The organism is Caulobacter vibrioides OR37, assembly GCF_000372645.1.
Lineage (GTDB): Bacteria > Pseudomonadota > Alphaproteobacteria > Caulobacterales > Caulobacteraceae > Caulobacter > Caulobacter vibrioides_E.
Map to the genome: position 1 here is coordinate 1 of NZ_APMP01000025.1, position 22548 is coordinate 22548.

Annotated in this window: 24 protein-coding genes, 1 tRNA gene and 1 pseudogene; 12 read left to right on the top strand and 14 right to left on the bottom strand. The window is 67.9% G+C overall.

Annotated elements, in window-relative coordinates; genetic code table 11:
- Positions 1-738, bottom strand: a 738-nt coding sequence (locus tag OR37_RS15980) for an ATP-binding protein (protein ID WP_004622121.1), incomplete at its 3' end; no start/stop codon positions are given.
- Between the two features lie 42 nt (positions 739-780).
- Here OR37_RS15980 and OR37_RS15985 point away from each other — a divergent pair.
- Positions 781-4691: pseudogene (locus OR37_RS15985) on the top strand (LamG-like jellyroll fold domain-containing protein).
- 33 nt (positions 4692-4724) lie between these two features.
- Here the strand turns inward: OR37_RS15985 and OR37_RS15990 are convergent.
- Complete coding sequence (locus OR37_RS15990; protein ID WP_004622123.1) at positions 4725-5303, bottom strand: type 1 glutamine amidotransferase family protein; 579 nt, start codon at positions 5301-5303, stop codon at positions 4725-4727.
- 166 nt (positions 5304-5469) lie between these two features.
- Here OR37_RS15990 and msrB point away from each other — a divergent pair, with 166 nt between their 5' ends.
- Both msrB and OR37_RS16000 read left to right on the top strand, forming a co-directional pair.
- A complete protein-coding gene (gene msrB, locus OR37_RS15995) occupies positions 5470-5949 on the top strand; it encodes a peptide-methionine (R)-S-oxide reductase MsrB (RefSeq protein ID WP_004622124.1) in 480 nt (159 codons plus the stop codon).
- Between the two features lie 119 nt (positions 5950-6068).
- The gene (locus OR37_RS16000; RefSeq protein ID WP_081612974.1) at positions 6069-6698 is read left to right on the top strand and encodes an alpha/beta hydrolase; all 630 of its coding nucleotides are present in this window, start codon (positions 6069-6071) and stop codon (positions 6696-6698) included.
- Between the two features lie 31 nt (positions 6699-6729).
- On the opposite strand, the gene OR37_RS16005 is transcribed toward OR37_RS16000, so the two are convergent.
- Positions 6730-6814: transfer RNA gene (locus OR37_RS16005), tRNA-Leu, on the bottom strand.
- Positions 6815-6915: 101 nt separating this feature from the next.
- Between OR37_RS16005 and OR37_RS16010 the strand changes: the two genes are divergently transcribed.
- On the top strand, positions 6916-7902 hold the full coding sequence (locus OR37_RS16010; protein ID WP_004622126.1) for a P1 family peptidase: 987 nt from the start codon (positions 6916-6918) through the stop codon (positions 7900-7902).
- A 25-nt stretch (positions 7903-7927) separates the two neighbouring features.
- Here the strand turns inward: OR37_RS16010 and OR37_RS16015 are convergent, their stop codons facing one another.
- From OR37_RS16015 to OR37_RS16040, 6 genes are all read right to left on the bottom strand, one after another.
- The gene (locus OR37_RS16015) at positions 7928-8437 is read right to left on the bottom strand and encodes a MarR family winged helix-turn-helix transcriptional regulator (protein WP_004622127.1); all 510 of its coding nucleotides are present in this window, start codon (positions 8435-8437) and stop codon (positions 7928-7930) included.
- Positions 8438-8667: 230 nt separating this feature from the next.
- The gene (locus OR37_RS16020) at positions 8668-9450 is read right to left on the bottom strand and encodes a hypothetical protein (RefSeq protein WP_004622128.1); all 783 of its coding nucleotides are present in this window, start codon (positions 9448-9450) and stop codon (positions 8668-8670) included.
- A 75-nt stretch (positions 9451-9525) separates the two neighbouring features.
- Positions 9526-9768: a hypothetical protein gene (locus OR37_RS16025; RefSeq protein WP_035017568.1), complete on the bottom strand. Its 243-nt coding sequence runs from the start codon at positions 9766-9768 to the stop codon at positions 9526-9528.
- A gap of 46 nt (positions 9769-9814) precedes the next feature.
- Positions 9815-10063 (bottom strand): DUF3297 family protein, encoded by a 249-nt coding sequence (locus OR37_RS16030; protein ID WP_004622132.1) that lies wholly within the window; start codon positions 10061-10063, stop codon positions 9815-9817.
- A 143-nt stretch (positions 10064-10206) separates the two neighbouring features.
- Positions 10207-10671 (bottom strand): EF-hand domain-containing protein, encoded by a 465-nt coding sequence (locus tag OR37_RS16035; RefSeq protein ID WP_004622134.1) that lies wholly within the window; start codon positions 10669-10671, stop codon positions 10207-10209.
- Positions 10672-10682: 11 nt separating this feature from the next.
- The gene (locus OR37_RS16040) at positions 10683-11459 is read right to left on the bottom strand and encodes a DUF4198 domain-containing protein (protein ID WP_004622135.1); all 777 of its coding nucleotides are present in this window, start codon (positions 11457-11459) and stop codon (positions 10683-10685) included.
- A gap of 163 nt (positions 11460-11622) precedes the next feature.
- On the opposite strand from OR37_RS16040, the gene OR37_RS16045 reads away from it, so the two are divergent.
- The 6 genes from OR37_RS16045 (at position 11623) to OR37_RS16070 (ending at position 18183) form a co-directional block, all read left to right on the top strand.
- On the top strand, positions 11623-13827 hold the full coding sequence (locus tag OR37_RS16045; protein WP_004622137.1) for a TonB-dependent hemoglobin/transferrin/lactoferrin family receptor: 2205 nt from the start codon (positions 11623-11625) through the stop codon (positions 13825-13827).
- 146 nt (positions 13828-13973) lie between these two features.
- Positions 13974-14582, top strand: a complete 609-nt coding sequence (locus tag OR37_RS16050; protein ID WP_004622139.1) for a YqaA family protein — start codon at positions 13974-13976, stop codon at positions 14580-14582.
- The gene (locus OR37_RS16055) at positions 14579-15151 is read left to right on the top strand and encodes a disulfide bond formation protein B (protein WP_004622141.1); all 573 of its coding nucleotides are present in this window, start codon (positions 14579-14581) and stop codon (positions 15149-15151) included. Before OR37_RS16050 ends, OR37_RS16055 begins: the two co-directional genes overlap by 4 nt.
- Positions 15148-15708, top strand: a complete 561-nt coding sequence (locus OR37_RS16060) for a demethoxyubiquinone hydroxylase family protein (protein ID WP_004622143.1) — start codon at positions 15148-15150, stop codon at positions 15706-15708. The genes OR37_RS16055 and OR37_RS16060 overlap by 4 nt, the downstream gene beginning before the upstream one ends.
- Before the next feature lie 91 nt (positions 15709-15799).
- Positions 15800-17554 (top strand): M1 family metallopeptidase, encoded by a 1755-nt coding sequence (locus tag OR37_RS16065; RefSeq protein ID WP_004622145.1) that lies wholly within the window; start codon positions 15800-15802, stop codon positions 17552-17554.
- Between the two features lie 107 nt (positions 17555-17661).
- Positions 17662-18183, top strand: coding sequence for a VanZ family protein (locus OR37_RS16070; RefSeq protein WP_004622147.1), 522 nt, complete (start codon positions 17662-17664; stop codon positions 18181-18183).
- Here OR37_RS16070 and OR37_RS16075 read toward each other — a convergent pair.
- The 5 genes from OR37_RS16075 to OR37_RS16095 form a co-directional block, all read right to left on the bottom strand.
- The gene (locus tag OR37_RS16075; protein ID WP_004622148.1) at positions 18176-18457 is read right to left on the bottom strand and encodes a hypothetical protein; all 282 of its coding nucleotides are present in this window, start codon (positions 18455-18457) and stop codon (positions 18176-18178) included. The two genes, OR37_RS16070 and OR37_RS16075, sit on opposite strands and share 8 nt — an antisense overlap.
- Before the next feature lie 232 nt (positions 18458-18689).
- Positions 18690-19253: an HNH endonuclease gene (locus OR37_RS16080; RefSeq protein WP_081612970.1), complete on the bottom strand. Its 564-nt coding sequence runs from the start codon at positions 19251-19253 to the stop codon at positions 18690-18692.
- 174 nt (positions 19254-19427) lie between these two features.
- The gene (locus tag OR37_RS16085; protein WP_004622152.1) at positions 19428-20069 is read right to left on the bottom strand and encodes a DNA-3-methyladenine glycosylase family protein; all 642 of its coding nucleotides are present in this window, start codon (positions 20067-20069) and stop codon (positions 19428-19430) included.
- Between the two features lie 62 nt (positions 20070-20131).
- Entirely contained in the window at positions 20132-20614 is a 483-nt protein-coding gene (gene greA, locus OR37_RS16090; protein WP_004622153.1) for a transcription elongation factor GreA, read from the bottom strand.
- Positions 20615-20793: 179 nt separating this feature from the next.
- On the bottom strand, positions 20794-20904 hold the full coding sequence (locus OR37_RS16095; RefSeq protein WP_004622156.1) for a hypothetical protein: 111 nt from the start codon (positions 20902-20904) through the stop codon (positions 20794-20796).
- Positions 20905-21068: 164 nt separating this feature from the next.
- Here OR37_RS16095 and OR37_RS16100 point away from each other — a divergent pair, with 164 nt between their 5' ends.
- Together OR37_RS16100 and gluQRS are read left to right on the top strand one after the other, a co-directional pair.
- Positions 21069-21692, top strand: coding sequence for a TetR/AcrR family transcriptional regulator (locus OR37_RS16100; protein WP_004622159.1), 624 nt, complete (start codon positions 21069-21071; stop codon positions 21690-21692).
- Between the two features lie 7 nt (positions 21693-21699).
- Positions 21700-22545, top strand: a complete 846-nt coding sequence (gene gluQRS / locus OR37_RS16105) for a tRNA glutamyl-Q(34) synthetase GluQRS (RefSeq protein ID WP_004622160.1) — start codon at positions 21700-21702, stop codon at positions 22543-22545.
- The last annotated feature ends 3 nt before the right edge of the window (positions 22546-22548 follow it).

The following is a 22548-nucleotide window of genomic DNA, read 5'->3' on the forward strand; positions in this document are numbered from 1 at the left end:
CAGCGGCGACGGGGCCTCCTCGATGACCTTCTGGTTGCGGCGCTGGATCGAGCATTCGCGCTCGAACAGGTGGACGACGTTGCCATGCTTGTCGCCCAGCACCTGGATCTCGATGTGGCGCGGGCTTTGGATGAACTTCTCGATGAAGATCCGGTCGTCGCCGAAGCTCGCCTTGGCCTCGGCCCGCACGGCCGGGAAGCCTTCCTCGACGTCCTGGCGGGTCCAGGCCACGCGGATGCCCTTGCCGCCGCCACCGGCCGAGGCCTTGATCATCACCGGATAGCCGATCTCCTCGGCGATCTTCACCGCCTCGGCGGTGTCGGCGATCTCGCCGATGTGGCCGGGCACGCAGGACACGCCCGCCTTCTGGGCGAACTTCTTGCTCTCGATCTTGTCGCCCATGGCCTGGATGGCGCCGGGGTTGGGACCGATGAACACGACGCCCTCGTCGGCGCAGCGCTGGGCGAAGCCGGCGTTCTCCGACAGGAAGCCAAAGCCCGGATGCACGGCTTGCGCCCCCGTCGCCTTGCACGCGGCGATGATCTTGTCGGCCACCAGATAGCTCTGATTGGCCGGCGAGGCGCCGATATGCACCGCCTCGTCGGCCATCTCCACCGCCAGCGACCCCGCGTCCGCGTCCGAATAGACCACCACCGTCGCGATCCCCAGCCGGCGGCACGTCTTGATCACGCGCACCGCGATCTCCCCTCGGTTCGCGATCAGGATCTTGCTGAACATCCGGTGTTTCCCGCAGGGTTATCGTCTTGTTGGACACCGGTTATCAGGCCCGGACGGGTTTGCAACCTCGCCCCCGGAGCGCTACACCTCTCCTCGAGGCATGACACCGGTTACCGAGAGTAGGGTTCCGCGATGTCCGCCCACGGGAGGAGACGGTTCCGATGAAGGCGATTTTCCTGGGCTCGGCTTGCGCGCTGATCCTGGCCCAAGCGGCCAACGCGGCGCGGACGACCGACGAGCCGGCGCTGCTGTTCAAGGCCTCGGGCGACAAGGGCCTCGTCGCGGACGTGGCTGGCGGCGACCCGGTTCCCAACTTCGCCGACAAGGTCACGTCCATCCCGAACGGCAAGATCGGCAAGGGCTTCCACGCCGAGGACGAGGGGATCGTCGCCTGGAACGCGCCGGGCAATATCCAGGCCCAGCGCGGGACCCTGGCCTTCTTCTGGCGCTCGGGCTACCCGGTCGGCGTCGCTCCGTTCGTGATCTTCCGCGTCGGCTACGCCGATCACACCAGTTGGGACATGGCGTTCCTGCGCATCGACTGGAACGGCCACGGCTTCGACGCCTTCGTCACCGACAACGGCCTGGCGCGCACCCGCGTCTCGTTCAAGCTGGACAAGGCCCCCGCCCCCGACGCCTGGACGCACCTGGCCTTCACCTGGGACGAGACGACCGGCGTTCAGCTGTTCGTCGACGGCAAGCTGGCCGCCAAAAAGCAAGCCCAGGCGGTCTATGACGCGGGCCTGGACCAGTTCGGCGTCGCCGGCCGCGTGATCGCCCCGCACCAGGTGCAGAGCCGCTACAACTTCACCCGAGGCGGCGACCTGGACGAGATCCGGGTCTACGACCGCCCGCTGGAGGCAGCCGCCATCGCCGCCCTGTCCCACGGCGAGGCCCCGACCGCCTCGGCCGAGGTCCCGACCCTGGCCGATCCGGCCATCCACGCCGCCTGGCGTCAGCGCTACGGCTGGAACAAGAGCCCGCCGCCCTACCTGGCCGACGAGAAGACCACCATCCGCAAGGTCGAGTTCGCCGACGCCAAGGACATCAAGGAATGGATGTGGAAGGCCACCGACGGCATTTCCGAGACCACCTGGCCCGGCGTCTACAACCGCTCGCGCCTGCCCGGTCGTAACGACTATTTCCAGTTGCCCGACTGGAACGTCTATGTCGACGGCGGCAAGGCCCTGACGCTCAAGCTGCCCGACGAGCCGATCAACCGACTGGAAATCCAGGGAACCGCCTATGGCGACCTCTCCTGGGCGGCCAAGGCGGGTGAGAAAGGCGCCTCGGTGGGGACCCGCGCCAAGGACCAGGAGCGCACGGTCAATACCCTGGCCAAGCCGCTGACCGGCGGCGTGCTGACCTTCACCAACGTGGCTCAGGAGACCCCGATCCAGGAGATCTGGGCCTATGACGTCTTCGCCGGCGCCGAGCCGAAGGACGCGTTCAAGATGAGCTACACGGTCCGCGCCGACGTGGCGCCGGACTATCTGAACCTGGCCGCGCTCAACGCCTATATCGCCGGCCGCCACCCGGCGGGCGAGCGCGCCACGGTCGTGGCCCTGCCCGAGGGCGCGCCCAGCCGCAAACGGCGCGACAGCGATCTCTCCGGCTCGCCAGCCGTTCGGGGCCTGCCGATCGTCCACGTGCTGATCCCGTCGGGCTTCGGCGACGCGCCTCCGGCTCAGGCCCTGGCCCGCAACTGGGCCTATGGCTGGGAGAACGCCCGCGACGGCCTGGACGGCGTCGCCATCGACATCCCCGCCCTGCCCGGCGCGGCGGGGACGCTGATCCCGCTGAACATCCAGGTGAAGGATCCGATCTGGCCCGGGCGGAACATGATCGACGTCAGCGTCTCGGTGAAGGCCGGCGAGCCGCGCACCGTCTGGCTCGACCTGCGCGACCGCATCCTGACGCCCGACAGCCTGTACCTGACCCTGGCCGCCGACAGCGCCGAGTTCGGTCCCAAGGCCCTGGACGGCGCAAAGATCCGCCTCGTCTTGAAGGACCGCGACCAGGCCAAGGTCGAGCATATCCAGGATCGCCTGAACCAGGTGAAGGACAACTGGGGCTTCCTGGTCGAGGAGCACACGACCTCCAAGCGCCAGGGCCTCTATCGCCGCCTCTACGCCGACATCACCGACCTGCTGCGCGTCGATCCCGACAACAAGATCGGCCGCGAGTACTGGGGCGACATCACCTATGGCAGCCAGGGCTGGCCGGCGTTCGAGCAGCCGAAGCCCCCGGCGGGCGAGCCCCTGTGGGCCTTCCGGCAGCTCGAGGACCTGAAGCTGGTCAGCAAGTTCGTCAACTGGTGGGTCGACGAGCGCCAGTCCGACTTCGGCGACTTCGGCGGCGGCATCTCGGACGACACCGACCTCCTGCAGCAATGGCCCGGCCTGATCCTGATGGGCGTCCAGCCCGACAAGCTGACGGCCTCGCACGATCGGCTGGCCGACGCCGCCTACAAGAACGGCATGTTCACGAACGGCCTGTCGACCATCGTGACCGACGAACTGCACGCTTACGAGGACGGCATCAATTCGAACTCGGAGGCGATGTACATTCACTACGGCGAGCCCAAGGCCGTCGAGCGGCTGTTCACGACCGTCAAGGCCCTGCCTCGGATCATCGACAAGAACCCGGCCGGCCACATCCACTTCAACACCAACTGGTACAATGGCGCGATGTCGTACCGGGAAGGTCCGTGGGAGTGGCAGAAGCCCTATTCGTTCGGCGTCACCCATCCGCCGATCCTGATCAGCGACTTCAACAACGACCCGACCTCCCGCGCTCTGGTCCTGGGCCTGGCCGATGGCTATCTGGCCCACGCCAAGAAGGACGGCGCGATCCCCAACGAGATCAACTGGCGCAGCGACGCCGAGCGCGGCGGCACGGTGCTGCAAGGCTCGGGGGCCGACGGTCCGTTCCAGCTGTTCTGGCAGGCCTGGCGCCTGACCGGCGACCAAAAGTACCTGGCCCCGATCCGTTGGCGGATCGGCAAGGCAGGCGTCAAATCGCTGCAGAGCATCAACGAGAACGCTCTGATGGAGCTGGGTCTCGGCGAGGCCAACAAGGACGCGATCCTCAAGGCCTCGGGCAAGGGCGCCGGCGCGGAGCGCTACGCGGCCTGGAACCTGACCGGCGACAAGACCTATCTCGAGGCGCTGTATGCCGACGAGATCCAGTGGAACAGCCAGCATCTCTACATGCACACCGAAGGCCACTGGTGGTCGGACCGCGTGGAGCTGCCCTCTGACATCCTGCAACGCTCGCGCCTGGGCGGCATCGCCAACAAGCGCGGCCAGATGACGCCGGGCCACACCGTCTCCTGGCGGTTCGACGGCGCCGACGGGACGGACGTGGCGGTGCTGATCAAGGACGCCACGAAGACCGGCTTCAAGGTCATCGCCTACAACTCGGCCGACAAGCCGGTGACGGCGACCATGACCGGCTGGAACGTCGCGCCCGGCCAGTGGAGCCTGACGCAAGGGATCGACGCCAACGGCGACGACGCGATCGACGGCGCCGGTCAGACTCGCGCCCTGCCCTTCGAGCGCAGCCTCGGAACGCAGGTGGTGCTGCCCCCTCGCCAGACGACGATCATCGACATGAAGCAGGTGACAGCCGGCGACGATCCCGCCCAGCGCGCCGATCTCGGCGTCGGACGGGGCGACATCGCGGTGAACGGCGCCACCGTCACCGCCACGGTCCACAGCCTGGGGGCCCAGGACGCGACGGCGGCCCGGCTGGAGCTGGTCGACGCCTCGGGCAAGGTGCTGGACTCCGCCCCGACCCCGGCCCTCAAAGCCCCCAAGGACCTGCTGCCCAAGACCGCCTCGGTGAAGCTGAAGATCCCGGCCGGCGTAAAGGCCCAGGGCCTGCGGGTGCGGATCGTCACCAGCCAACCCCAGAACACCCGCCTGAACGACGAGGTCGTGCTGCCGTGAGGACAGGATCCCGGCTTCACACGGAAGTCGGGATCACCGACTCGAGAACTCCCGGGCGAACATCGCCTCGAAGCCCGCGAGCATCTCTTCAGCCTCCGGCGCGACCAGCCGCGCCACGGCGGCGGCGAAGCTCACCGGCGCCAGGCCCGAGGCGCTGACCACCTTGCCGTCGGTCACCGCGCGCGGCGTGTCCACATAGTGCTCCGCGCCGGGATAGTCGGCCACGGCCTTGGCCAGCCACTCCTGGCCGTTCGAGGTGTGCTTTCGCCCGTCGAACAGGCCGGCGTGGGCCAGGGCGGTCGTGCCGGCGCAGATGCCCGCCACCGGCTTGCCGTCCGCGAAGGCTTGGCGCAGCAGCGCGGTCACGGCCTTGTTCTCGCCCTCGGTCCAGGCGTCGCTGCCGATCGCGATGAAGAGGTCGGCGTCGCTCAGCACCGGATCGTCAAAGCGGTAGTCGGACGCGGCCAGGATCCCGCCGATCGAGGTCTCGGGCTCACCGTCCGGCGTGGCGATCTCGATCTGGACCTTCAGTTCGCGGCGCAGCAGGGCCAGCACCGGCCCGGCCTCCCAATCGGCCCAGCCCGGTTGCAAAAGTGCGACGGCGACGGTCATGGGATCTCCTAGAGCGTGAGGCTGAAAGTGGGAACCGGTTTCAGCTTATCTCACGCTCTAAACATTTGATTTAGAGCCTTTTTGACGCCTGAAATCGATTCCGATTTCAGGCTAAAGGCTCTAGGCTCTCTACCGGACGAGCGCTTGAACGCTTACATTGGCTGTCATGACAGATGCAGCCATCCTTTCAACCGCCGGTTTCGACTTGACGCCGCCGACGGAACCCGAACGCGAACGCCTGGAGGCCGACCTGACCGCCGAGGAGGCTCGCGTTCTCCTGCACCACGGCACCGAGGCCCCGTTTTGCGGCGGCCTGCTGGGCGAGAAGAACCCCGGCGTCTACGCCTGCCGCCTCTGCGGCTTGCCGCTGTTCAAGCACGAGACCAAGTTCGAGAGCGGCACGGGCTGGCCCAGCTTCTACGCGCCGTTCGCCGAGGACCACGTGGTCGGCGTGCGCGACACGTCCTACGGCATGGTCCGCATCGAGACCCGCTGCGCCCGCTGCGACAGCCACCAGGGCCACGTCTTCCCGGACGGCCCGGCCCCGACGCGGCTGCGCTACTGCATCAACTCGGTGTCGCTGCAATTCGTGAAGGCCGGCGATCCCCTGCCCGATCCGCTGCATCGGGGCGACAAGATCGGCTGAGGCGGGCGCGCCCCGCCCCAGCTTTTCTCAATCCCCATCGAATTGATATGAATTGAGACGAACGGCGGGAGCGGGCATCAGCGTTTCGACGGCCCAAGCCTATCGAGTTGCGCATGATGATGCCTCCGCCCTCAACCTTCGAGCCCGCCGAGGCCTTTCGCGGCTATCGCGAGGATCCGCCGATCCTGATCGTGCCGGGGCTTTACAACTCCGGTCCGGACCACTGGCAGAGCCATTGGGAACGGACGCTGCCGAACGCCGAGCGCGTCGAGCAGCAGCACTGGGAGCGCCCGCTGCTGGGCGACTGGACGATCAGCCTGGCCGAGGCCGTGCGTCGGCGGCCCGGCGCGATCCTGGTGGCGCACAGCCTGGGCTGCGCCCTGGTCGCCCACTTCGCCCAGGTGACCGGCGGACGTGGCGTCGGCGGGGCCATGCTGGTCGCGCCGGCCGACGTCAATCGCGAGGGCCCGGCCGGCCGCCTCTTGGTCGGCTTCTCGCCGATCCCCCGCCAGCGCCTGCCCTTCCCCAGCCTGGTCGTGGCCAGCCGCAACGACCCCTATGTCGAGATCGAACGCGCCGAGGCCTTCGCGCGCGGCTGGGGCTCGGAGTTCGTCGATCTGGGCCGCGCGGGGCACATCAATGTCGAGTCGGGCCACGGCGCCTGGTCGCGCGGGCGGAGCCTTCTGAACGGCCTGATCCGCAAGGTCGCCGTCCAGGAAAGCGAAACGCGCGCGCCAAGGCGCCCCTGAGGGCGCGGCCGGCCAGATATCGAAAGACAGTTGGTGCGGGCGGTCGGGGTCGAACCGACACTCCTTTCGGAACCGGATTTTGAGTCCGGCGCGTCTACCAGTTTCACCACGCCCGCAGGCTTCGCATCGGCGAAGGGTGGCCTTCCTAGCAGGCGTCGACGGCGATTTCCAGTGTCGCGATGCGCGGTCTACCATTTGCCGCGATCGGAGATTCCCCATGCTTAAACCCGGCCCCCGCAACCTGATCACCGACGTGCCTGGCCTTCTGGTCGGATGCGTCGAGGACGAGGCCGCGCGCACGGGGACGACGATCGTTCTCTGTCCCGAAGCCTGGACGGCGGCGGTGGATGTGCGCGGCGGCGGGCCGGCGGTGCGCGAGACCGATACGCTGCGGCCCGAGAACAGCTTCTCCAAGGCCCACGCCATCTGCCTGTCCGGCGGTTCGGTGTTCGGGCTAGGCGCGGCCGATGGCGCGACGGCGGCGCTGTCGGCGCGAGGGCATGGGCTGAGACTGTCGCCCGGAACCCCAGCCATCCCGATCGTGCCGTCCGCCTGTCTGCACGACCTGGCCAATGGCGGCGACAAGGCCTGGGGCCTAACCCCGCCCTATCGCGAGCTGGGCATGAAGGCCGTGGCGGCGGCCTCGGCGGACTTTCCGCTGGGCTCGGTCGGGGCCGGGCGCGGCGCGATGGCGGGGACGCGCAAGGGCGGGCTGGGCTCGGCGTCGATCGACCTGGGCGATGGCCTGATCGTCGGCGCGCTGGTGGCGGCCAATCCGATCGGCTCGCCCTACATGGCCGACGGCGAGACCTTCTGGGCCTGGCCGTTCGAGATCGACGGCGAGTTCGGCGGCCAGCGGCCGGGCGACCTGGCGGCGGCGATCGAGCCCATTCCCGACGATTCGAAGCTGGCCGCGCGCCTGAAGGCCGGCGCAAACACCACCCTGGCCCTGGTGGCGACCAACGCCGATCTCAGCACCGCCGAAGCCCAGCGCGTGGCGATGATGGCCCACGACGGCATGGCCCGCGCGGTGCGCCCCGCCCACACGCCGTTCGACGGCGACGTGGTCTTCGCCCTGGCCTCGGGCGCGGTCGCGCTGGGCGCCGATCCCATGCGCCGCCTGCTGCTGGCCAAGATCGGCTCGGCGGCCGCCGACTGCCTGGCGCGGGCGATCGCCCGAGCGGTCTTCGAAGCGGCCCGCTGACAGCGCCAAGGCGGTGGCTGAAGGCTTACGGCGGGCTGATCGTCTCGCCGCCGGTCAGTTGGATCGCCGCGGTTTCCAGGTGGTCCAGCAGGCGCTTGAACATCGCGACCTCGCTGGGCGCCAGGCCCGCCAGCAGGGTCGCCTCGTAGGCCAAGGCCAGCGGCGCGATCTCGGCGAACAGACGCCGGCCCGCGGCGGTCAGTTCCAGGATGTGAGAGCGGCGATCGGACCGGACCGTGGTGCGAGCCACCAGCCGACGAACGACCAGTTCCTGCGCCGCGCGGCTGACCCGGACCTTGTCCATGGCCGTGCGCGTGACGGCCGTGTGCTGGGTCAGCCCTCCCTCGGCCAACACCGACATCAGCCGCCACTGGGGGATCGTCAGGCCAAAGCGGTCCTCGTAGGCGCGGGCGATCAGGCGGCTGACCGCCGCCGAGGCCGTGGCCAGGCGATAGGGAACATAGTTCGACAGGCTGACATTGGCCTCGGGCGCTTCCAGCGCGCCAGACGTGATCGGAGAGACCGTAGCGGTCATGTCCCTTCCTTTCGTTCCTCCGGCGGCGCGGCCGCCTTCGGAGGAGCGGCCTTCGCCAATCCATTCGCGTCGAATCCAGCCGGAACCGACGCACAACCTGATCTGAGCCCGGACCCGCGACGCCTCAACGTCGCGGCGAACCCTCTCGAACGAAGTCACAGTTTCGCACGCCGCTTGGGCAGAGAATAGCCGTCTCGCCCACGTGAACGGCGTTCCTGTGCCTCGGGACCTCAGTGATGGTCTTCGGAGCCGCCCGGCTTGGGCTTCGACGCGGGCTTGGTCTCGGTCAGGACCTTCTGGCAGGCCTCCAGCTCGGCCAAGCAGTTGGGGCGGTTCCAGAAATCCGAGAACTCGGCCACGGCCAGGCGCAGCAGCTGCATGTATTCCTTGTGCTCAAGTCCCTTGGGCGCCTCCTCGCCGCGCTTGGGATGCTCCACGCGCGGCTTTTCGGGCGACGGCGCGTTGGCGATCACCACGGTCTGGGGCGCCAGGATGGTCACCTTGCGCGTCAAGAGGCCGATGTTCGCCGCGCCATCCTTCTTGGCTTCCTCGGCCTCATGCGAATCGTGGCCACCTCCCGCCGGCGCGCCATGGTCCCTGTCTTGGCCCTTGCCATGGTCGGCGCCATGGCCGGACTTGCTGTCGTCCGTCTTCTTCGCCTCGGGCGGATCGCCCTTGAGGGCGTCGCCCAGCAACTTGAAAGCCTTGGCGCAGGGGCCGCCAAAGGCCAGCAGCGGACCGACGCGAAGGTTCACCTCGTCGATCAGTTCCTGGGTCTTGACCACCAGTTCGCCGGAATGGGCGCTGCTGGCGGCGACGCATTTGGCCTTCACGGCCTCGTGGATGATCCTGGGAACATCGCCCCGCTTCTCGCCCTTGTCGCCCCGCCCGGTCAGGCGGCCGGCGAAGAAGGCCAGGCCCGCGATGGCCAGGCCAGCCAGAATCAACAGGAACAGCAGGGTCGGGTCGAAGACCGGCACCGGCTGATCCACCGGAAATTCAGACTGGTACACCGGAACCCTCCACGCTCGGCGTCACGACGCGAACATGGTTAACGCAACAGCGTTACGGATGCACGGCCAAGGTGCTCAGGCGTGGCGAGAAATGACCTTCGAAACGCGGGCGCCGTGGTCGTAGCGCGACGGCCCGCCATAGACGGTCACCTCGCAGAGGATGTCGCCGCCCGGCTCGGAGGCCCAGATGTAGCTGCGCTCGACCTCGACATAGCGACCGGCGGGCGAGACCCCCTCGAAGGTATCGCCCCACGGCACGATCCCTTTCAGGTCCCGCCAGCTCAAGGTCATGGCGCGCGCCAGTTCGTCGCGCGCCATCGCTTCGAGATCGGGATCGCTGGTCGAGCCGCTCACCGCGCGGATTTCAGGCTTCCGCGTCGTCGCGGAAATAGGGCTCGACCTCGCCCTGCAGCTTGATGGTCATCGGATTGCCCTTGCGGTCCAGGGTCTTGCCGGCCGCGACCCGCACCCATTTCTCGCTGACGCAATATTCCTCGACATTGGTCTTCTCGACGCCCTTGAAGCGGATGCCGATGCCGCGCTCCAGCAGGGCGGCGTCGTAGTACGGGCTGTCGGGATTGACGGAGAGGCGGTCGGGCGGCGTGTCGCTCATGGTCTTTCGGCTTTCGTCTGGGCGCGTCGGCCCTGATGTCCTGGCCGGCGGTGATAGCCACGAAACGCCGAAAATCCAAATCCCGCGACGAAAGCCGGTCTTTAAGCCCCTTATAGGGACAAGACCGGCGGCCGCGAGGAGTCTCAGTCCTTGTCGTCTTCCTTGATCGGGTCGGCTTTCGACACCACGCCGTCGTTGTTGGTGTCGTGATGCATGAACATGCGCCAGCCGGAATAGTCGAACTCGGCCTTGGTGATCCCGCCGCTCTTGTCGCTGTCGAGCACGCCGAACCGGACATCGGCCTGGCGCATCTGGCGCGCGCGCTCCTCGGCCTTGTCGGCGGCCGAGTCCTTGGAGGCGGCCAGGCGCGCTTCGAGCCGGCCCTTGAATTCGCCGATATATTCTTCGCGCGACAGAACCCCGTCCTTGTTGGCGTCGATGCGGGCGAACTCGGCGGCGCGGGTGGCGGCGAACTCGTCCTTGGTGACGACGCCGTCGCCGTTCTGGTCCTGCTCCTTGATGAAGGTGTCGCGGTCGTGCGAGGCGGCGTGGGCGACGCCGGCGAACAGCGATGCGGCCAGCGCGGCGGCGACCAGAATCTTGGTCATGGGGCTATGTCCTAGCGGAGGGATTCGAAGGTCAGGGCGTAGGTGAAGCTCTGGGCGGGCTGGCCGGCCGGCGCGACGCGGTAGCGGGTTTGGATCTGGTAGATCCCGGACCGACCGACCTTGACCGCGAAGCGGCCCTTGGCGTCGCTGGTCACGGTCCTCGGCGCGACCTTGGCGTCGGCGTAGCGGTCGTCGGCGGCGCTCAGCGTGATCGGCTGGCCGGCTAACGGATGGCCGTCGAACAGCACCTCGAACACCGCGTCCTGGCCGGTGGCGATCTTGCTGGGATGGGTGATCGGATGAAATTCCAGCCCCTTGCCGATCGGCGCCAGGGCGGCGTCGTTCGGCGCGCCGCGCGAGACATAGACCTCGGCCAGGGTCATGCTTTGCATGTCGATCGCGTCCGGCGGAGCCTTGCCGTCCTCGAAGAACCGCCACTCGCCCGCGACCTTGGCGGCCTTGGCGACGCGTCCGGCGCGCTGTCCGCTGGTGATCCGATAGGTCCCAGGCCTTTCGACCGGCGCTTCGACCAGGGCGACCTCGTTCAGATAGATCGGCTTGAGCGGAACGCGCGCGCCGTCCGGGCCGATCACGGCGTAGGCGTCCGATTTCATCGCCACCTCGGGCGTGAAGAAGCTCTCGGTGAAGGACCCCTGCACCATCACGACCTTGCGGTCCGAGGCGTCGAACACGGTGGGCAGCAGATAGGGCGAGTGGGCCTCGGCGGCGGCGGCCAGGCCCAGCAGGAGCGCGCCGCCCAGCAGGCCGACGCGAAGAGAACGGATCATCGGGAACACCCCAGGGCGCCGCGCCAAACCGCGGCGGCTTCGAGATATTGCGATTAGTTCTGAGAATCAATTGCAAATAACTTGACCAGCGAATCGCGTCGCCTTAGGCCCTCGCCATCAATTGCGAATAATTCGCATCTAGACGCTATCGAAGGGGATATCGATGTCTCGCCTGAAGCTGGCCGCCCTGGCGGCCGCCTCGACCGCCGCCCTGCTCTCCGCCAACGCCCACGCCGCCGACATCGCCGCCCCGGCCGACGCGACCGAGGTCGACAAGGTAACCGTCACGGCGACGCGATCGGAGAAGCCGGTCTCCCAGGTTCCGGCGACGGTCACGGTCTTTTCCGCCGACGAGATCGAGGACGGCCTGGTCAAGGACATCAAGGACCTGGTGCGCGACGAGCCCGGCGTCTCGGTGCGCGCCGCACCCGCCCGCTTCACCGCCGCCGGCGCCTCGACGGGTCGCGACGGCGACACCGGCTTCAACATCCGAGGCCTGGAAGGCAACCGCGTACTGATCATCGTCGACGGCGTCCGCGTGCCCGACGGCTTCGCGTTCGGCGCCCAGGCGACCGGGCGCGGCGACTATGTCGATCTGGACGTGCTGAAGTCGGTCGAGATCGTGCGCGGCCCGGCCTCGGCCCTCTACGGCGCCGACGGCCTGGCCGGCTCGGTCAGCTTCATCACCAAGGATCCGTCCGAAATCCTCAAGGCCGGGCAGACGGTCGCTGGCCGGGCCCGCGTGGGCTACGCCTCGGCCGACCGGAGCTGGGCCGAAAGCGCTGTTCTGGCCGGTGCGCTGTCCGACCGATGGCAGGCCATGCTGGCCTACACCCGCCGCGACGGTCACGGCCAGAAGACCGCCGGCTCCAACGACTCGGCCAACACCGACCGCACCACCGCCAATCCCGAGGACGACACGTCCAACGCCGTGCTGGGAAAGCTGATCTACAGCCCCAATGACCAGAACCGCTTCCGCCTGACCGTCGACCACCTGGACCGCGACGTCGACTGGACCGTGCTGTCGGCCATCGCCAAGCCGCCCCTGGCCGCGACCAGCGTCTTGGGCCTGACCGCCTTCGACCGCCTGAGGCGTAACCGGGTCGGCCTGGACCACCGCTTCGACGGCGGCGACGGCCTGATCAAGGCCGCCCGCACCACGCTCTACTGGCAAAAGAGCACGACCCGTCAATTCTCGGCCGAGGACCGCAACACCGCCGCCGACCGCACCCGCGACGCCACCTTCAACAACCGCGTGTTCGGGGCCGGCGTCGAGCTGCACAGCCGCTTCGGGACCGGCGCGTGGACCCACGAGGTCGTCTGGGGCGGCGACGCCTCGATCACCCGCCAGGACGGGACGCGGAACGGCACGGTCCCGCCGGTCGGCGAGACCTTCCCGACCAAGGCCTTCCCGACCACCGACTTCACCTTGGCGGGCCTCTACGCGCAGGACGAGATCAAGTCCGGCGCGGTGACCATCTATCCGGCCGTTCGCTTCGACTACTATAAGCTGGACCCCAAGGCCGATCCGCTGTTCCCGGCTGCCGCGTCGGGTCAAAGCAAGTCGCACGTGTCGCCGAAACTGGGCGTGGTCTGGGACGCCAACGATGTCGTCACCGTGTTCGCCAATGTGGCGGCCGGCTTCAAGGCCCCCTCGCCGATCCAGGTCAATACGGGTTTCGCCAACCTGGTCGCGAACTACAAGTCGATCTCGAACCCCGACCTGAAGCCCGAAACCAGCGAGACCCTGGAAGGCGGCGCGCGCCTGCATCAGGGACGTTGGCGCGCCGCCGTGACCGGCTTCACCGGCAAGTACCACGACTTCATCGACCAGGTTCAGGTCGGCGGAACCTTCTCGCCCAGCGACCCGGCCGTCTATCAATACGTCAACCTGTCGGGCGTGAAGATCAGCGGCGTCGAGGCCAAGGGCTCCGTGGACCTGGGCGGCGGGTTCTCCGCGCGGGCGGCGGTCTCATACGCCAAGGGGTCGTCGAAGACGAAAGGCGCGCGCGCGCCGCTGGCCACGATCGATCCGGTCAAACTGACCGGCGGCCTGGCCTACCGCGACTCGAGCGGTCGTTTCGGCGGTGATCTCTCGGTCATCCACGCCGAACGCAAATCGGCCAGCCGGGCCGGGGTCGCCTGTACGGGCGGCTGCTTCATGCCCCCGTCCTTCACAGTCGCCGACCTGACCGCCTGGTGGGCGGTGACCGACGCGGTCACGCTGCGCGGCGGCGTCTTCAACCTGACCGACCGGAAGTACTGGTGGTGGAGCGACGCGCGCGGCCTCTCCGACAGCTCGGTCGTCAAGGACGCCTATACCCAGCCCGGCCGCAACTACGGGGTTTCGCTGGCGCTGAAGTTCTGACCAGGAACGCGGATTCCTGTCCGAACCCGTTCGCGGACTCGGGCCGGAGGCGGCGCGCGCGGGCCGGGAAGCCGCGCGCGCCGACATCCTTGCGGACAAGCCCCGCTGGCCCTGCTAGCTAGACGCGTCACGTCATCGGAGTCCGCATGCTGCGTCGCCTCTACGACTGGGTGATGGGCCTGGCCGCCTCGCGCCACGCCCCGCTCAGCCTGTTCGCCGTCTCGTTCGCCGAAAGCTCGTTCTTTCCGATTCCCCCCGACGTGATGCTGGCTCCGATGGTGCTGGCCAAGCCGGAAAAGGCCTGGCGCTACGCCCTGCTCTGCACGATCGCGTCGGTCCTGGGCGGCATGTTGGGCTGGGCCATCGGCTATTTCCTGCGCGACTTCGGCCTATGGATGATGTCGATCACCGGCCACGCGGGCGGGCTGGAACAATTCCAGTGCTGGTACGGGAAGTATGGCGTCTGGGTGATCCTGGCCAAGGGCCTAACCCCCATCCCCTACAAGCTGGTGACGATCGCCTCGGGCCTGGCCGCCTTCAGCTTCCCGATCTTCGTCGCGGCGTCGGCCGTGACGCGCGCCGCGCGTTTCTTCTTGGTGGCCTTCGTCGTCAAGCGGTTCGGCCCGGCCATGATGCCGGTGATCGAGCGCCGGCTAGCGCTGTTCGCGGCGATTTTGATCGGTCTCCTTGTCATCGGCCTCGGCGCCAGCCACTTCCTGGGAGGCGGCGGCCACGGCGGCGCCTGCGGGGCATGACGATGACGAGCACCGATTCCGAAACCACGAGCGGCGACGCCCCCTCTCCCATCACGCGGCTGATCGATTTCTTCACCCGCCACTGGCCTTTGACGGCCTTGCTGAGCAGCGCGCTGATGCTGGCCATCGCCCATGCGTTCGAGCGCTTCGGCGGCCTGGCGCCCTGCCACCTCTGCCTGAAGCAGCGCGAGGTCTATTGGGTGGCCGGAACCGTCGGCCTGGTCGCCGTCATCCTGCAGCGCACGCCGCTATGGCCGCGCGCGCGCCGCGTCGCGGACTTCGCTCTGGCCGCGATCTTCCTCTACGGCATGGGCCTGGCGATCTATCACGCCGGCGCCGAGTGGAAGTGGTGGCCGGGCCCCGCGACCTGCTCGGGCGGCAGCGCCGCGGCCGCGTCGAACCTCGAGGCGATGCTGAAGGGAACGGCGACGATCAAGGCTCCGGCCTGCGACAAGGCCGCCTGGGTGTTCCTGGGCCTGTCCATGGCGGGCTGGAACGCGCTGATTTCGCTGAAGCTGGCGGTCTGGTCGGTGATGGCCGGTCTGCGCAAGCCGGAGGTCGTCGAATGAGCCGCCCCATCCCTCCCCGCCCAGGCCAAGGCGCCCAACGCGCGCGCCTGGCCGAAATGCTCCGCGTCGATCAGGCCGGCGAGCTGGCCGCGGTCCACATCTATCGCGGCCAGGCGGCCGTCATGCGCCAAGCGCCCGGTCGCGAGCGCATCGCCAGCCAGTTGAAGGAAATGGAGGGCCACGAACAGGTCCACCTCAGCCGTTTCAACGATCTCCTGAGCGAGCGCGGGGTTCGCCCGACCCTGATGTCGCCGGTCTGGCGCGCCGCCGCCTTCGCCTTGGGCGCCGGCACCGCCCTGCTGGGCGACAAGGCCGCCCACGCCTGCACCGAGGCCGTCGAGACGGTGATCGAGAAGCACTATGCCGGACAGATCGAGGAACTGAAGGACCGCGACCCGGCCTTGGCCGCCGAGCTTTCCCAGTTCCGCGACGACGAGCTTGCCCACCGCGACCTCGCCGTCGAGGAAGGCGCCCACGAGGCGACGGCCTATCCCCTGCTGACCGCCGTCATCCAGGCGGGCTGCCGCGCCGCGATCAAGATCAGCGAGAAGATCTAGACCCGTCGCGGTCACGCTTGGCCTTGGCGCCCGGCGTGCGCGGGCCTACCGATACGCCCCAGCAAGATTTTCGCGTTGGGGAGTCGTCCACTTGTCGTTTCGCACCCGCGTCCTGGCCGCCTGCGCGGCCTCGTTCCTGGCCCTGTCGACGGCCCAGGCCGCAGAGCCGCTGAAGACCAGCGCCCTCTCGCTCGACACCGGCGGCCCGATGCCCGTCGAGCAGCAGGCCCTGGGCTTCGAGCGCGCCGACCTGAAGTTCAAGATCTTCCCCGACAAGAAGGCCATCGAGGGCGAGGCGACCCTGACCTTCACGGCCAAGAGCCCGCTGGACAAGCTGGTCCTGGACTTCGACCGCGTCTTTACGATCCGCAAGCTAACGATCGACGGCAAGACGCTGAAGCCCTCGGCCTGGACCAATCCCGAGGGGCGGATGACCATCACCCTGCCGCGCAAGGTGGCCAAGGGTCGCCAGGTCACGGTGGTGATCGCCTATGACGGCGTGCCGCTGGAGGCCAAGAAGGCGCCTTGGGACGGCGGCTTCGTCTGGGCCAAGACGCCCGACGGCCAGCCCTGGATCGCCACCGCCGTCCAGGGCGAGGGCTGCGACCTCTTCTGGCCCTGCATCGACTATCCGACCGGCGAGCCCAAGCTGGTCGACCTGCACATCACCGTCCCGGCTCCGCTGGTCGCGCCCGCCAATGGCGTCTTCAAGGGCATGACCGAGAAGGACGGCTGGCGGACCTACAACTGGGAGACCAAGAACCCCAACACCTACGCCATCGCCCTGGATGTCGGCCCGTTCGAGGAACTGACCGCCACCTACAAGAGCCGGTTCGGCGACAGCTTCCCGATGTCGTTCTGGCACTTGAAGGGCGACGGCGAGAAGGCCAAGGCGCTGTTCGCCGAGTTTACGCCGATGCTGGACTTCTACGAGCAGATGATCGGCCCCTACCCGTTCCGCGACGAGAAGATGGGCGTGGTCGAGACTCCGCACCTGGGCATGGAGCACCAGACGATCAACGCCTACGGCAACGGCTACCGCAAGGACGTCTACGGCTTCGACTGGCTGCTGCAGCACGAGTTCGCCCACGAGTGGTTCGGCAATCAGGTCACCGACCTCGACAACGACGACATGTGGATTCACGAGGGCTACGGCAGCTATATGCAGCCACTGTATTCCCAGTGGCTGCATGGCGACATGGAGTACATGGCGCGCCTGAACCAGATGCGGGTCGACACCCGCAACAAGTCGCCGATCGTCTCGGGAAAGCAACTGCGCGAGGACGACGTCTATAACGGCGACCACGGGCCGGGGAACGACATCTACTACAAGGCCGCCAATGTCCTGCACACGCTGCGAGCGCTGATCGGCGACGAGGACTTCTTCAAGATCACCCGCATCGCCGTCTATGGCCGTCCCGATCCGAAGCCTGGCAACTTCACGACCCGCTATCTGGGCACCAAGGACTACATCAAGATCGTCAACGACGTGACCGGCAAGGACTACGGCTGGTTCTTCGACGTCTATTTCTACGAGCCGCAGCTCCCCGACCTGATCCAGACCCGCGAGGGCGGCGATCTGGTGCTGAAGTGGAAGACACCGAAGGACAAGCCCTTCCCCATGCCGGTCGAGGTCAAGGTCGGCGACAAGATCGTCACCGCGCCCATGACCGACGGTACCGGCCGCGTGAACGTCGGCGACACGGTCCCGGTCATCGTCGATCCGGCCTCCAAGATCCTGCGCCGCGCGCCGTATCTGGAGCAGTACCACGCCTGGAAGGCCGCCAAGGACGAGGCCGACAAGGCGGCCGCCGCCCAGAAGCAGGCCGAGACCTCGAAGAAATAGGTCGGGTGGGAGGCGGCCGTCGCGGTCATCTCCCACTAACCCTGTTGTTTCACCAAATATCGCGACCTTGACCGTTAGACGTCGGCGTCCTTGCGGAGGCCGCGTCCATGTTCAAGCCCGTCCATATCGTCTACGCCGCGCGCCTGGCGCTTCTGCTGGGGTCCGTGACCGTGGCGGTGCTGACGCTGGGTCCGTTTCAGGGCGCGGAGTCGCATTTTGGGCTGACCGACAAGGAAGCCCACGCCCTGGCGTTCGGCGGCCTTCTGGCGGTGTCGTTTCTCGCCTTCCCCCGGATGCGCCGCAACGACCTGGCGATCGCCGCCCTCGTGCTGGGCGCGGCGATCGAGGTCGCGCAGTCCTTCACGGGTCGCGACGGAAACGTCGCCGACTGGCTGGCCGACGCCTTTGGGATCGTCGTGGTCCATGGCGCCAGCCTGATCGAAGGCGCTCGAAAGCTGGCCCGTGATAAGGGCCAACTCACCTTCGGCCAGATCGTCAAGCTGGATCGCCGCCGCCAGCAACGTCGCGACGTGACGGCCCTCGAACCCCAACTGACCGGCGCGCTCAGCTTCGCCGAACGCGCCTCGCGCCGGTTCCCGGCGCGTCAGTCGGGCGCGCTGATCAGGTAATGCGCTTGACGCTGACCGGGTCGCTGCCCGGGAAGCTTTCCTCCAGGCCCTCGTCCAGCAGGGCTTCCTGACGGCTCTCGGACGCCTCGACCTTGTCGGCCAGTTGGTCGTGCTTTTCGTCGTCCTTCAGCGGCTGATCGGCGCGCCGTGCGTGCGGGGCGTCGAAATGCTTGTCCTCGGGGCGGATTTCGCTCTCCGCGGCCATGTCGGCCGTGGACGAGGCCGTGCCGTGGGTGAAGTGGCGATCCTCGCTCTTGTCTTGTGGGCGGTTCATGACGGGTCTCTCCAGGAGTCTGTGTCCTGAAAAACCCTCCCGCCGACATCCGGGTTGCATGGGACGCGCCGGCGCCGCGCCGTGATACGGCCTCGGAACCTCCCGCGCGCGACGCCGGAACCTTGACCATCACGACGCATTTACCGTTCAGCGCGGCGGTCCTCCCCTTCCGTCTCGCGCGCACGGCCCGGGACAGCCATTCCTCGACGCCAGCCCGGGCCGTTTTCGCGCTTCAAGCCTCCAGCTCGATGTCCCAGTACAGATAGTCTAGCCAGCTGACGTGCAAACGGCCTGGCGGGAACTTGCGCCCCCGCTCCTGCAGTTCGTGCATCGACGGGCGGCGGGCGTTGTGGAACGGCAGCATCCCGGCTTCGCGCGGCGTGCGCCCGCCCTTGCTGAGATTGCAGGGCGCGCAGGCGGTGAGGATGTTCTCCCAGGTGGTCCGGCCGCCGCGCGAGCGGGGGATCACGTGGTCGAAGGTCAGCTCCTCGGTCGAGCCGCAGTACTGGCAGCTGAAGCTGTCGCGCAGGAACAGGTTGAAGCGGGTGAAGGCCGGCGGGCGCTCTTGCGGGACGTACTGCTTCAGCGCCACGACGCTGGGCAGCTTCATCTCGAACGATGGCGAGCGCACGACCTGATCGTAGCTGGCCACGATGTCGACGCGGTCCAGGAAGACGGCCTTGATCACTTCCTGCCAAGGCCAGATGGACAACGGATAGTAGCTGAGCGGCCGAAAATCGGCGTTGAGAACCAGAGCCGGCATGCCGGATGGCGGGCGGGTGAGGACCTGCATCAGATCCCCCTTGCGAGGCGAACGGCGAAGCGTTCAGCACCTCGGCTGAAAAAGTACGCGACAGGACTGAAGACGGGCCTCCTTCCTACGCAATTCTGGGAATCGGCATTCATTCCCGAACGCGAGGAAAGGATGGGCCAAGTCAGCGACAGAACCAAGACATCCCGTCGCATTCCCTCAGAAAGGCGCGATCTCCCGGCGCTTCACCGCGCCATAGCACGCCCACAGCAGATGCGCGGCGACGCCGCGATAGGGACGCCAGAGCTCGGCGCGAGCATAGGCCTGCTTCTCGGTCGGCCGCACCTCCGACCGATCGACCCAGCGCATGGCCTCCTGAAGCGCCACGTCGCCGCCCGGGAACATGTCCATCCGGCCCTGGGTGAACATCAGATAGACCTCGGCGGTCCAGCGGCCGATCCCGGTGATCGCCGTCAAGGCGCCGATCGCCGCCTCGTCCGACAAGCCCGGCAGCGCGTCGAAGTCGCAACTTCCCGTTAGATGCGCCTGGGCAATGGCGTGGGCATAGCGAGCCTTGGGGCGCGAGAGGCCCAGCGAAAGCAGATAGTCCTGATCGTGCGCCATCACCCGCTCGGGGGTCATCTCCGGCAACCCCGCCTCGACCCTCGCCCAGATCGCGGCCGCCGAAGCCAGCGAGACCTGCTGCTGGACGACCATCTTCAGAAGACCCGGAAAACCGCCCAGGCCGACGCGCCAGGCGAACGGCGGGGTCACGGCCTCGATGGCGGCCAGGGCCGGATCGGCGGCGGCCAGGCGCTGGCGGGCTTCGAGCAGGACCTCGGCGGTCGGCGGAACGAACATCGCCCGCAAGGGAGCCCGCCCCGCCGCCGATGGCAATCCGGTTCTTGCTGAACCTGAGCGCTCTAATCGATCGCGGTGATCTCGATCTCGCCGCCCGGCGCGGGCGAGACATCGCCCACCGCCTTGCCCAGCAAGGCCCGCGCGATCGGCGCGACATAGGAGACCGAGCCCTTGGCGGGGTCGGCCTCGTCCTCGCCGACGATGCGGAAAGTCTGCACGCGGCCGTCCTCGCGCTCGAAGGTCACGCGGTCGCCGAACTGCACGACGGTCTTGGCCGGATCGCGTGTCATCAGCTGGGCGGTGGCGCGGCGCGCCGACCAGTAGCGCAGGTCGCGAGTGGCGCGGGCCATGGCCGTGCGATCGCCATCAGCCGCTCCGCCCGCGCTCTGGGCCGAGGCATAGGCGGCGCGCGCGGCGGCCAGCTCGGTCTCGATTTGGTCGAGGCCCTCCGGCGTCACGAGATTGGGATGGGTCGAGATCGGGCGATCGGGCAGGTCGGCCGCGAAAGCCTCGCTGTCGCCTTCCTTGGTGAAGGCGACGCTCATCGGAAAATGTCTTGGATCATAGAAAAAGCCTGCGACGCCTACGGATGAAACGGCGTCGGAAGGCCTAACGCGTCCGGGTCTGGTTAGCTCCGCCAAGGCCAAGCTTCAAGTCGACCGAACGCCGCGGCGGGCGCTTCCGGGGGATCGGAAGTCGCTCCGCCGACCGCGAACAATCTCTCTTACAGCACCACGCCGGCGACGGCGGCGGCGACGCCCAGGGCGATCACGAGGAAGTAGCCGGCGGCCAGACGGTCAAAGGCGGTTTCAAAGGCGTTCAGCGTGCGTTGCATGAGGTGTCCCTCCATCTTGTGTGTCCCGAACCCCCGATGGGCTCTGACCGGCGCTCGCCGGATCAATCTGGACGGCGTTTAGATATCATCGATCTGAACGGCGTCAAGATAATCTTTACAGCGTTTGGATGAAATTTTAGAAAGGCGGGGTTAGAGTGAGGCCGATGAGCAACGCAGCCGCCGAATCCCGCCCCTATCACCATGGCGACCTCAGCCGCGCCCTGGTCGACGCCGCGCGCAAGATCCTGGAGAGCGAAGGCCCGGCCGCCCTGTCCTTGAGGGCCGTGGCGCGCGAGGCCGGGGTCAGCCCCGCCGCGCCTTATCACCACTTCAAAGACAAGAACGAGCTGCTGGAGGCCGTGGCTCACGAGGGCTGGGAGGCTTTGGATGAAGCCCTGGCCAAGGCCCGCGTCTCGACCGACGACAAGCGGGCGCGGATGAGCAACATTGGCGTGGCCTATGTCTGCTTCGCGCGCGACAATCCCGCCCTCTATCGGGTGATGTACGACCGCTCGCGCGACAAGGACGCTCTGCCGGAAAAGGCGAAGGAGGATGGCGCCTATTGCCAGGTCCGGGAGACGATCAACGAAATCGGCGGCGGCCATGTCAGCGATATCGATCTGGAGCTGGCCACCATCGCGGCCTGGTGCGCGGGCCACGGCCTGGCCGAGATGATCGGCTTCAAGCACTTCGCCGGCCTGAAGGCCCAGCTGGGCGGCGAGGAGGCCTTCCTGCGCGCGGTGTTCGAGCATCTGGGCATGTTCGCCAAGGTCATCGATCGGGCCTGAGGTCGCCGTGGCCTTCGTCACCCGGTTCGCGCCCTCGCCGACGGGTCTGCTGCATCGCGGCCACGCCTTCTCGGCCCTGACCGCCCATCGCGCGGCGCGGGAGGCTGGCGGGCGCTTCCTGCTGCGCATCGAGGACATCGACGCCACGCGCTGCCGCCCCGAATACGAGGCGGCGATCCTCGAGGACCTGGCCTGGCTGGGCCTTGAATGGGAACAGCCCGTCCGCCGACAATCCGAACGCCTGGCCCGCTACCACGCCGACATCGAGGCCCTGCGCGAACGCGGCCTGGTCTATCGCTGCTTCAAGACCCGCCGGGAAATCGACATCGGCCGCGCCCCCCACGAACCGGCTGTTCCCTATATCGGATCCGCCCTCCCCGCCGACGAGGAGGCCGAACGCCTGGAACGCGGCGAGGCCTTCGCCTGGCGGCTGTCGCTGGCCGCGGCGCGCTCGGCGCTGGGCGGCTTCGAGGGGCTGAGCTTTCTTGAGCAAGGCGCTGGCCCCGGAGGCGAGACCGGCCTGATCCAGGCCCGCCCCGAGACCGCCGGCGACATCGTCCTGGCCCGCAAGGACGTCGGCGTCGCCTATCACCTGGCCGTGGTCCATGACGACGCGGCCCAAGGCGTCAGCCACGTGATCCGGGGCCATGACCTGTTCGAGGCCGCCCATATCCAGCGCCTTCTACAGGCCCTGCTGGACCTGCCGACGCCGATCTATCGCCACCACGGCCTGCTGGTCGGCCCGGACGGCAAGCGGTACGCCAAGCGCGACAAGGCCCAGACGCTGCGCGAACTGCGCGCGATGGGGATGAGCCCGGCGGACCTTTGGATCGCACTGGGCGTAGCGCCCTGACGC

Excerpts from the sequence above, each read along its gene's own strand:
- OR37_RS15990 (WP_004622123.1), bottom strand. The coding sequence starts at position 5,303 with ATGACCGTCGCCGTCGCACTTTTGCAACCGGGCTGGGCCGATTGGGAG.
- msrB (WP_004622124.1), top strand. The coding sequence starts at position 5,470 with ATGACAGATGCAGCCATCCTTTCAACCGCCGGTTTCGACTTGACGCCG.
- OR37_RS16000 (WP_081612974.1), top strand. The coding sequence starts at position 6,069 with ATGCCTCCGCCCTCAACCTTCGAGCCCGCCGAGGCCTTTCGCGGCTAT.
- OR37_RS16010 (WP_004622126.1), top strand. The coding sequence starts at position 6,916 with ATGCTTAAACCCGGCCCCCGCAACCTGATCACCGACGTGCCTGGCCTT.
- OR37_RS16015 (WP_004622127.1), bottom strand. The coding sequence starts at position 8,437 with ATGACCGCTACGGTCTCTCCGATCACGTCTGGCGCGCTGGAAGCGCCC.
- OR37_RS16025 (WP_035017568.1), bottom strand. The coding sequence starts at position 9,768 with ATGGCGCGCGACGAACTGGCGCGCGCCATGACCTTGAGCTGGCGGGAC.
- OR37_RS16030 (WP_004622132.1), bottom strand. The coding sequence starts at position 10,063 with ATGAGCGACACGCCGCCCGACCGCCTCTCCGTCAATCCCGACAGCCCG.
- OR37_RS16035 (WP_004622134.1), bottom strand. The coding sequence starts at position 10,671 with ATGACCAAGATTCTGGTCGCCGCCGCGCTGGCCGCATCGCTGTTCGCC.
- OR37_RS16040 (WP_004622135.1), bottom strand. The coding sequence starts at position 11,459 with ATGATCCGTTCTCTTCGCGTCGGCCTGCTGGGCGGCGCGCTCCTGCTG.
- OR37_RS16045 (WP_004622137.1), top strand. The coding sequence starts at position 11,623 with ATGTCTCGCCTGAAGCTGGCCGCCCTGGCGGCCGCCTCGACCGCCGCC.
- OR37_RS16050 (WP_004622139.1), top strand. The coding sequence starts at position 13,974 with ATGCTGCGTCGCCTCTACGACTGGGTGATGGGCCTGGCCGCCTCGCGC.
- OR37_RS16055 (WP_004622141.1), top strand. The coding sequence starts at position 14,579 with ATGACGATGACGAGCACCGATTCCGAAACCACGAGCGGCGACGCCCCC.
- OR37_RS16060 (WP_004622143.1), top strand. The coding sequence starts at position 15,148 with ATGAGCCGCCCCATCCCTCCCCGCCCAGGCCAAGGCGCCCAACGCGCG.
- OR37_RS16070 (WP_004622147.1), top strand. The coding sequence starts at position 17,662 with ATGTTCAAGCCCGTCCATATCGTCTACGCCGCGCGCCTGGCGCTTCTG.
- OR37_RS16075 (WP_004622148.1), bottom strand. The coding sequence starts at position 18,457 with ATGAACCGCCCACAAGACAAGAGCGAGGATCGCCACTTCACCCACGGC.
- OR37_RS16085 (WP_004622152.1), bottom strand. The coding sequence starts at position 20,069 with ATGTTCGTTCCGCCGACCGCCGAGGTCCTGCTCGAAGCCCGCCAGCGC.
- greA (WP_004622153.1), bottom strand. The coding sequence starts at position 20,614 with ATGAGCGTCGCCTTCACCAAGGAAGGCGACAGCGAGGCTTTCGCGGCC.
- OR37_RS16095 (WP_004622156.1), bottom strand. The coding sequence starts at position 20,904 with ATGCAACGCACGCTGAACGCCTTTGAAACCGCCTTTGACCGTCTGGCC.
- OR37_RS16100 (WP_004622159.1), top strand. The coding sequence starts at position 21,069 with ATGAGCAACGCAGCCGCCGAATCCCGCCCCTATCACCATGGCGACCTC.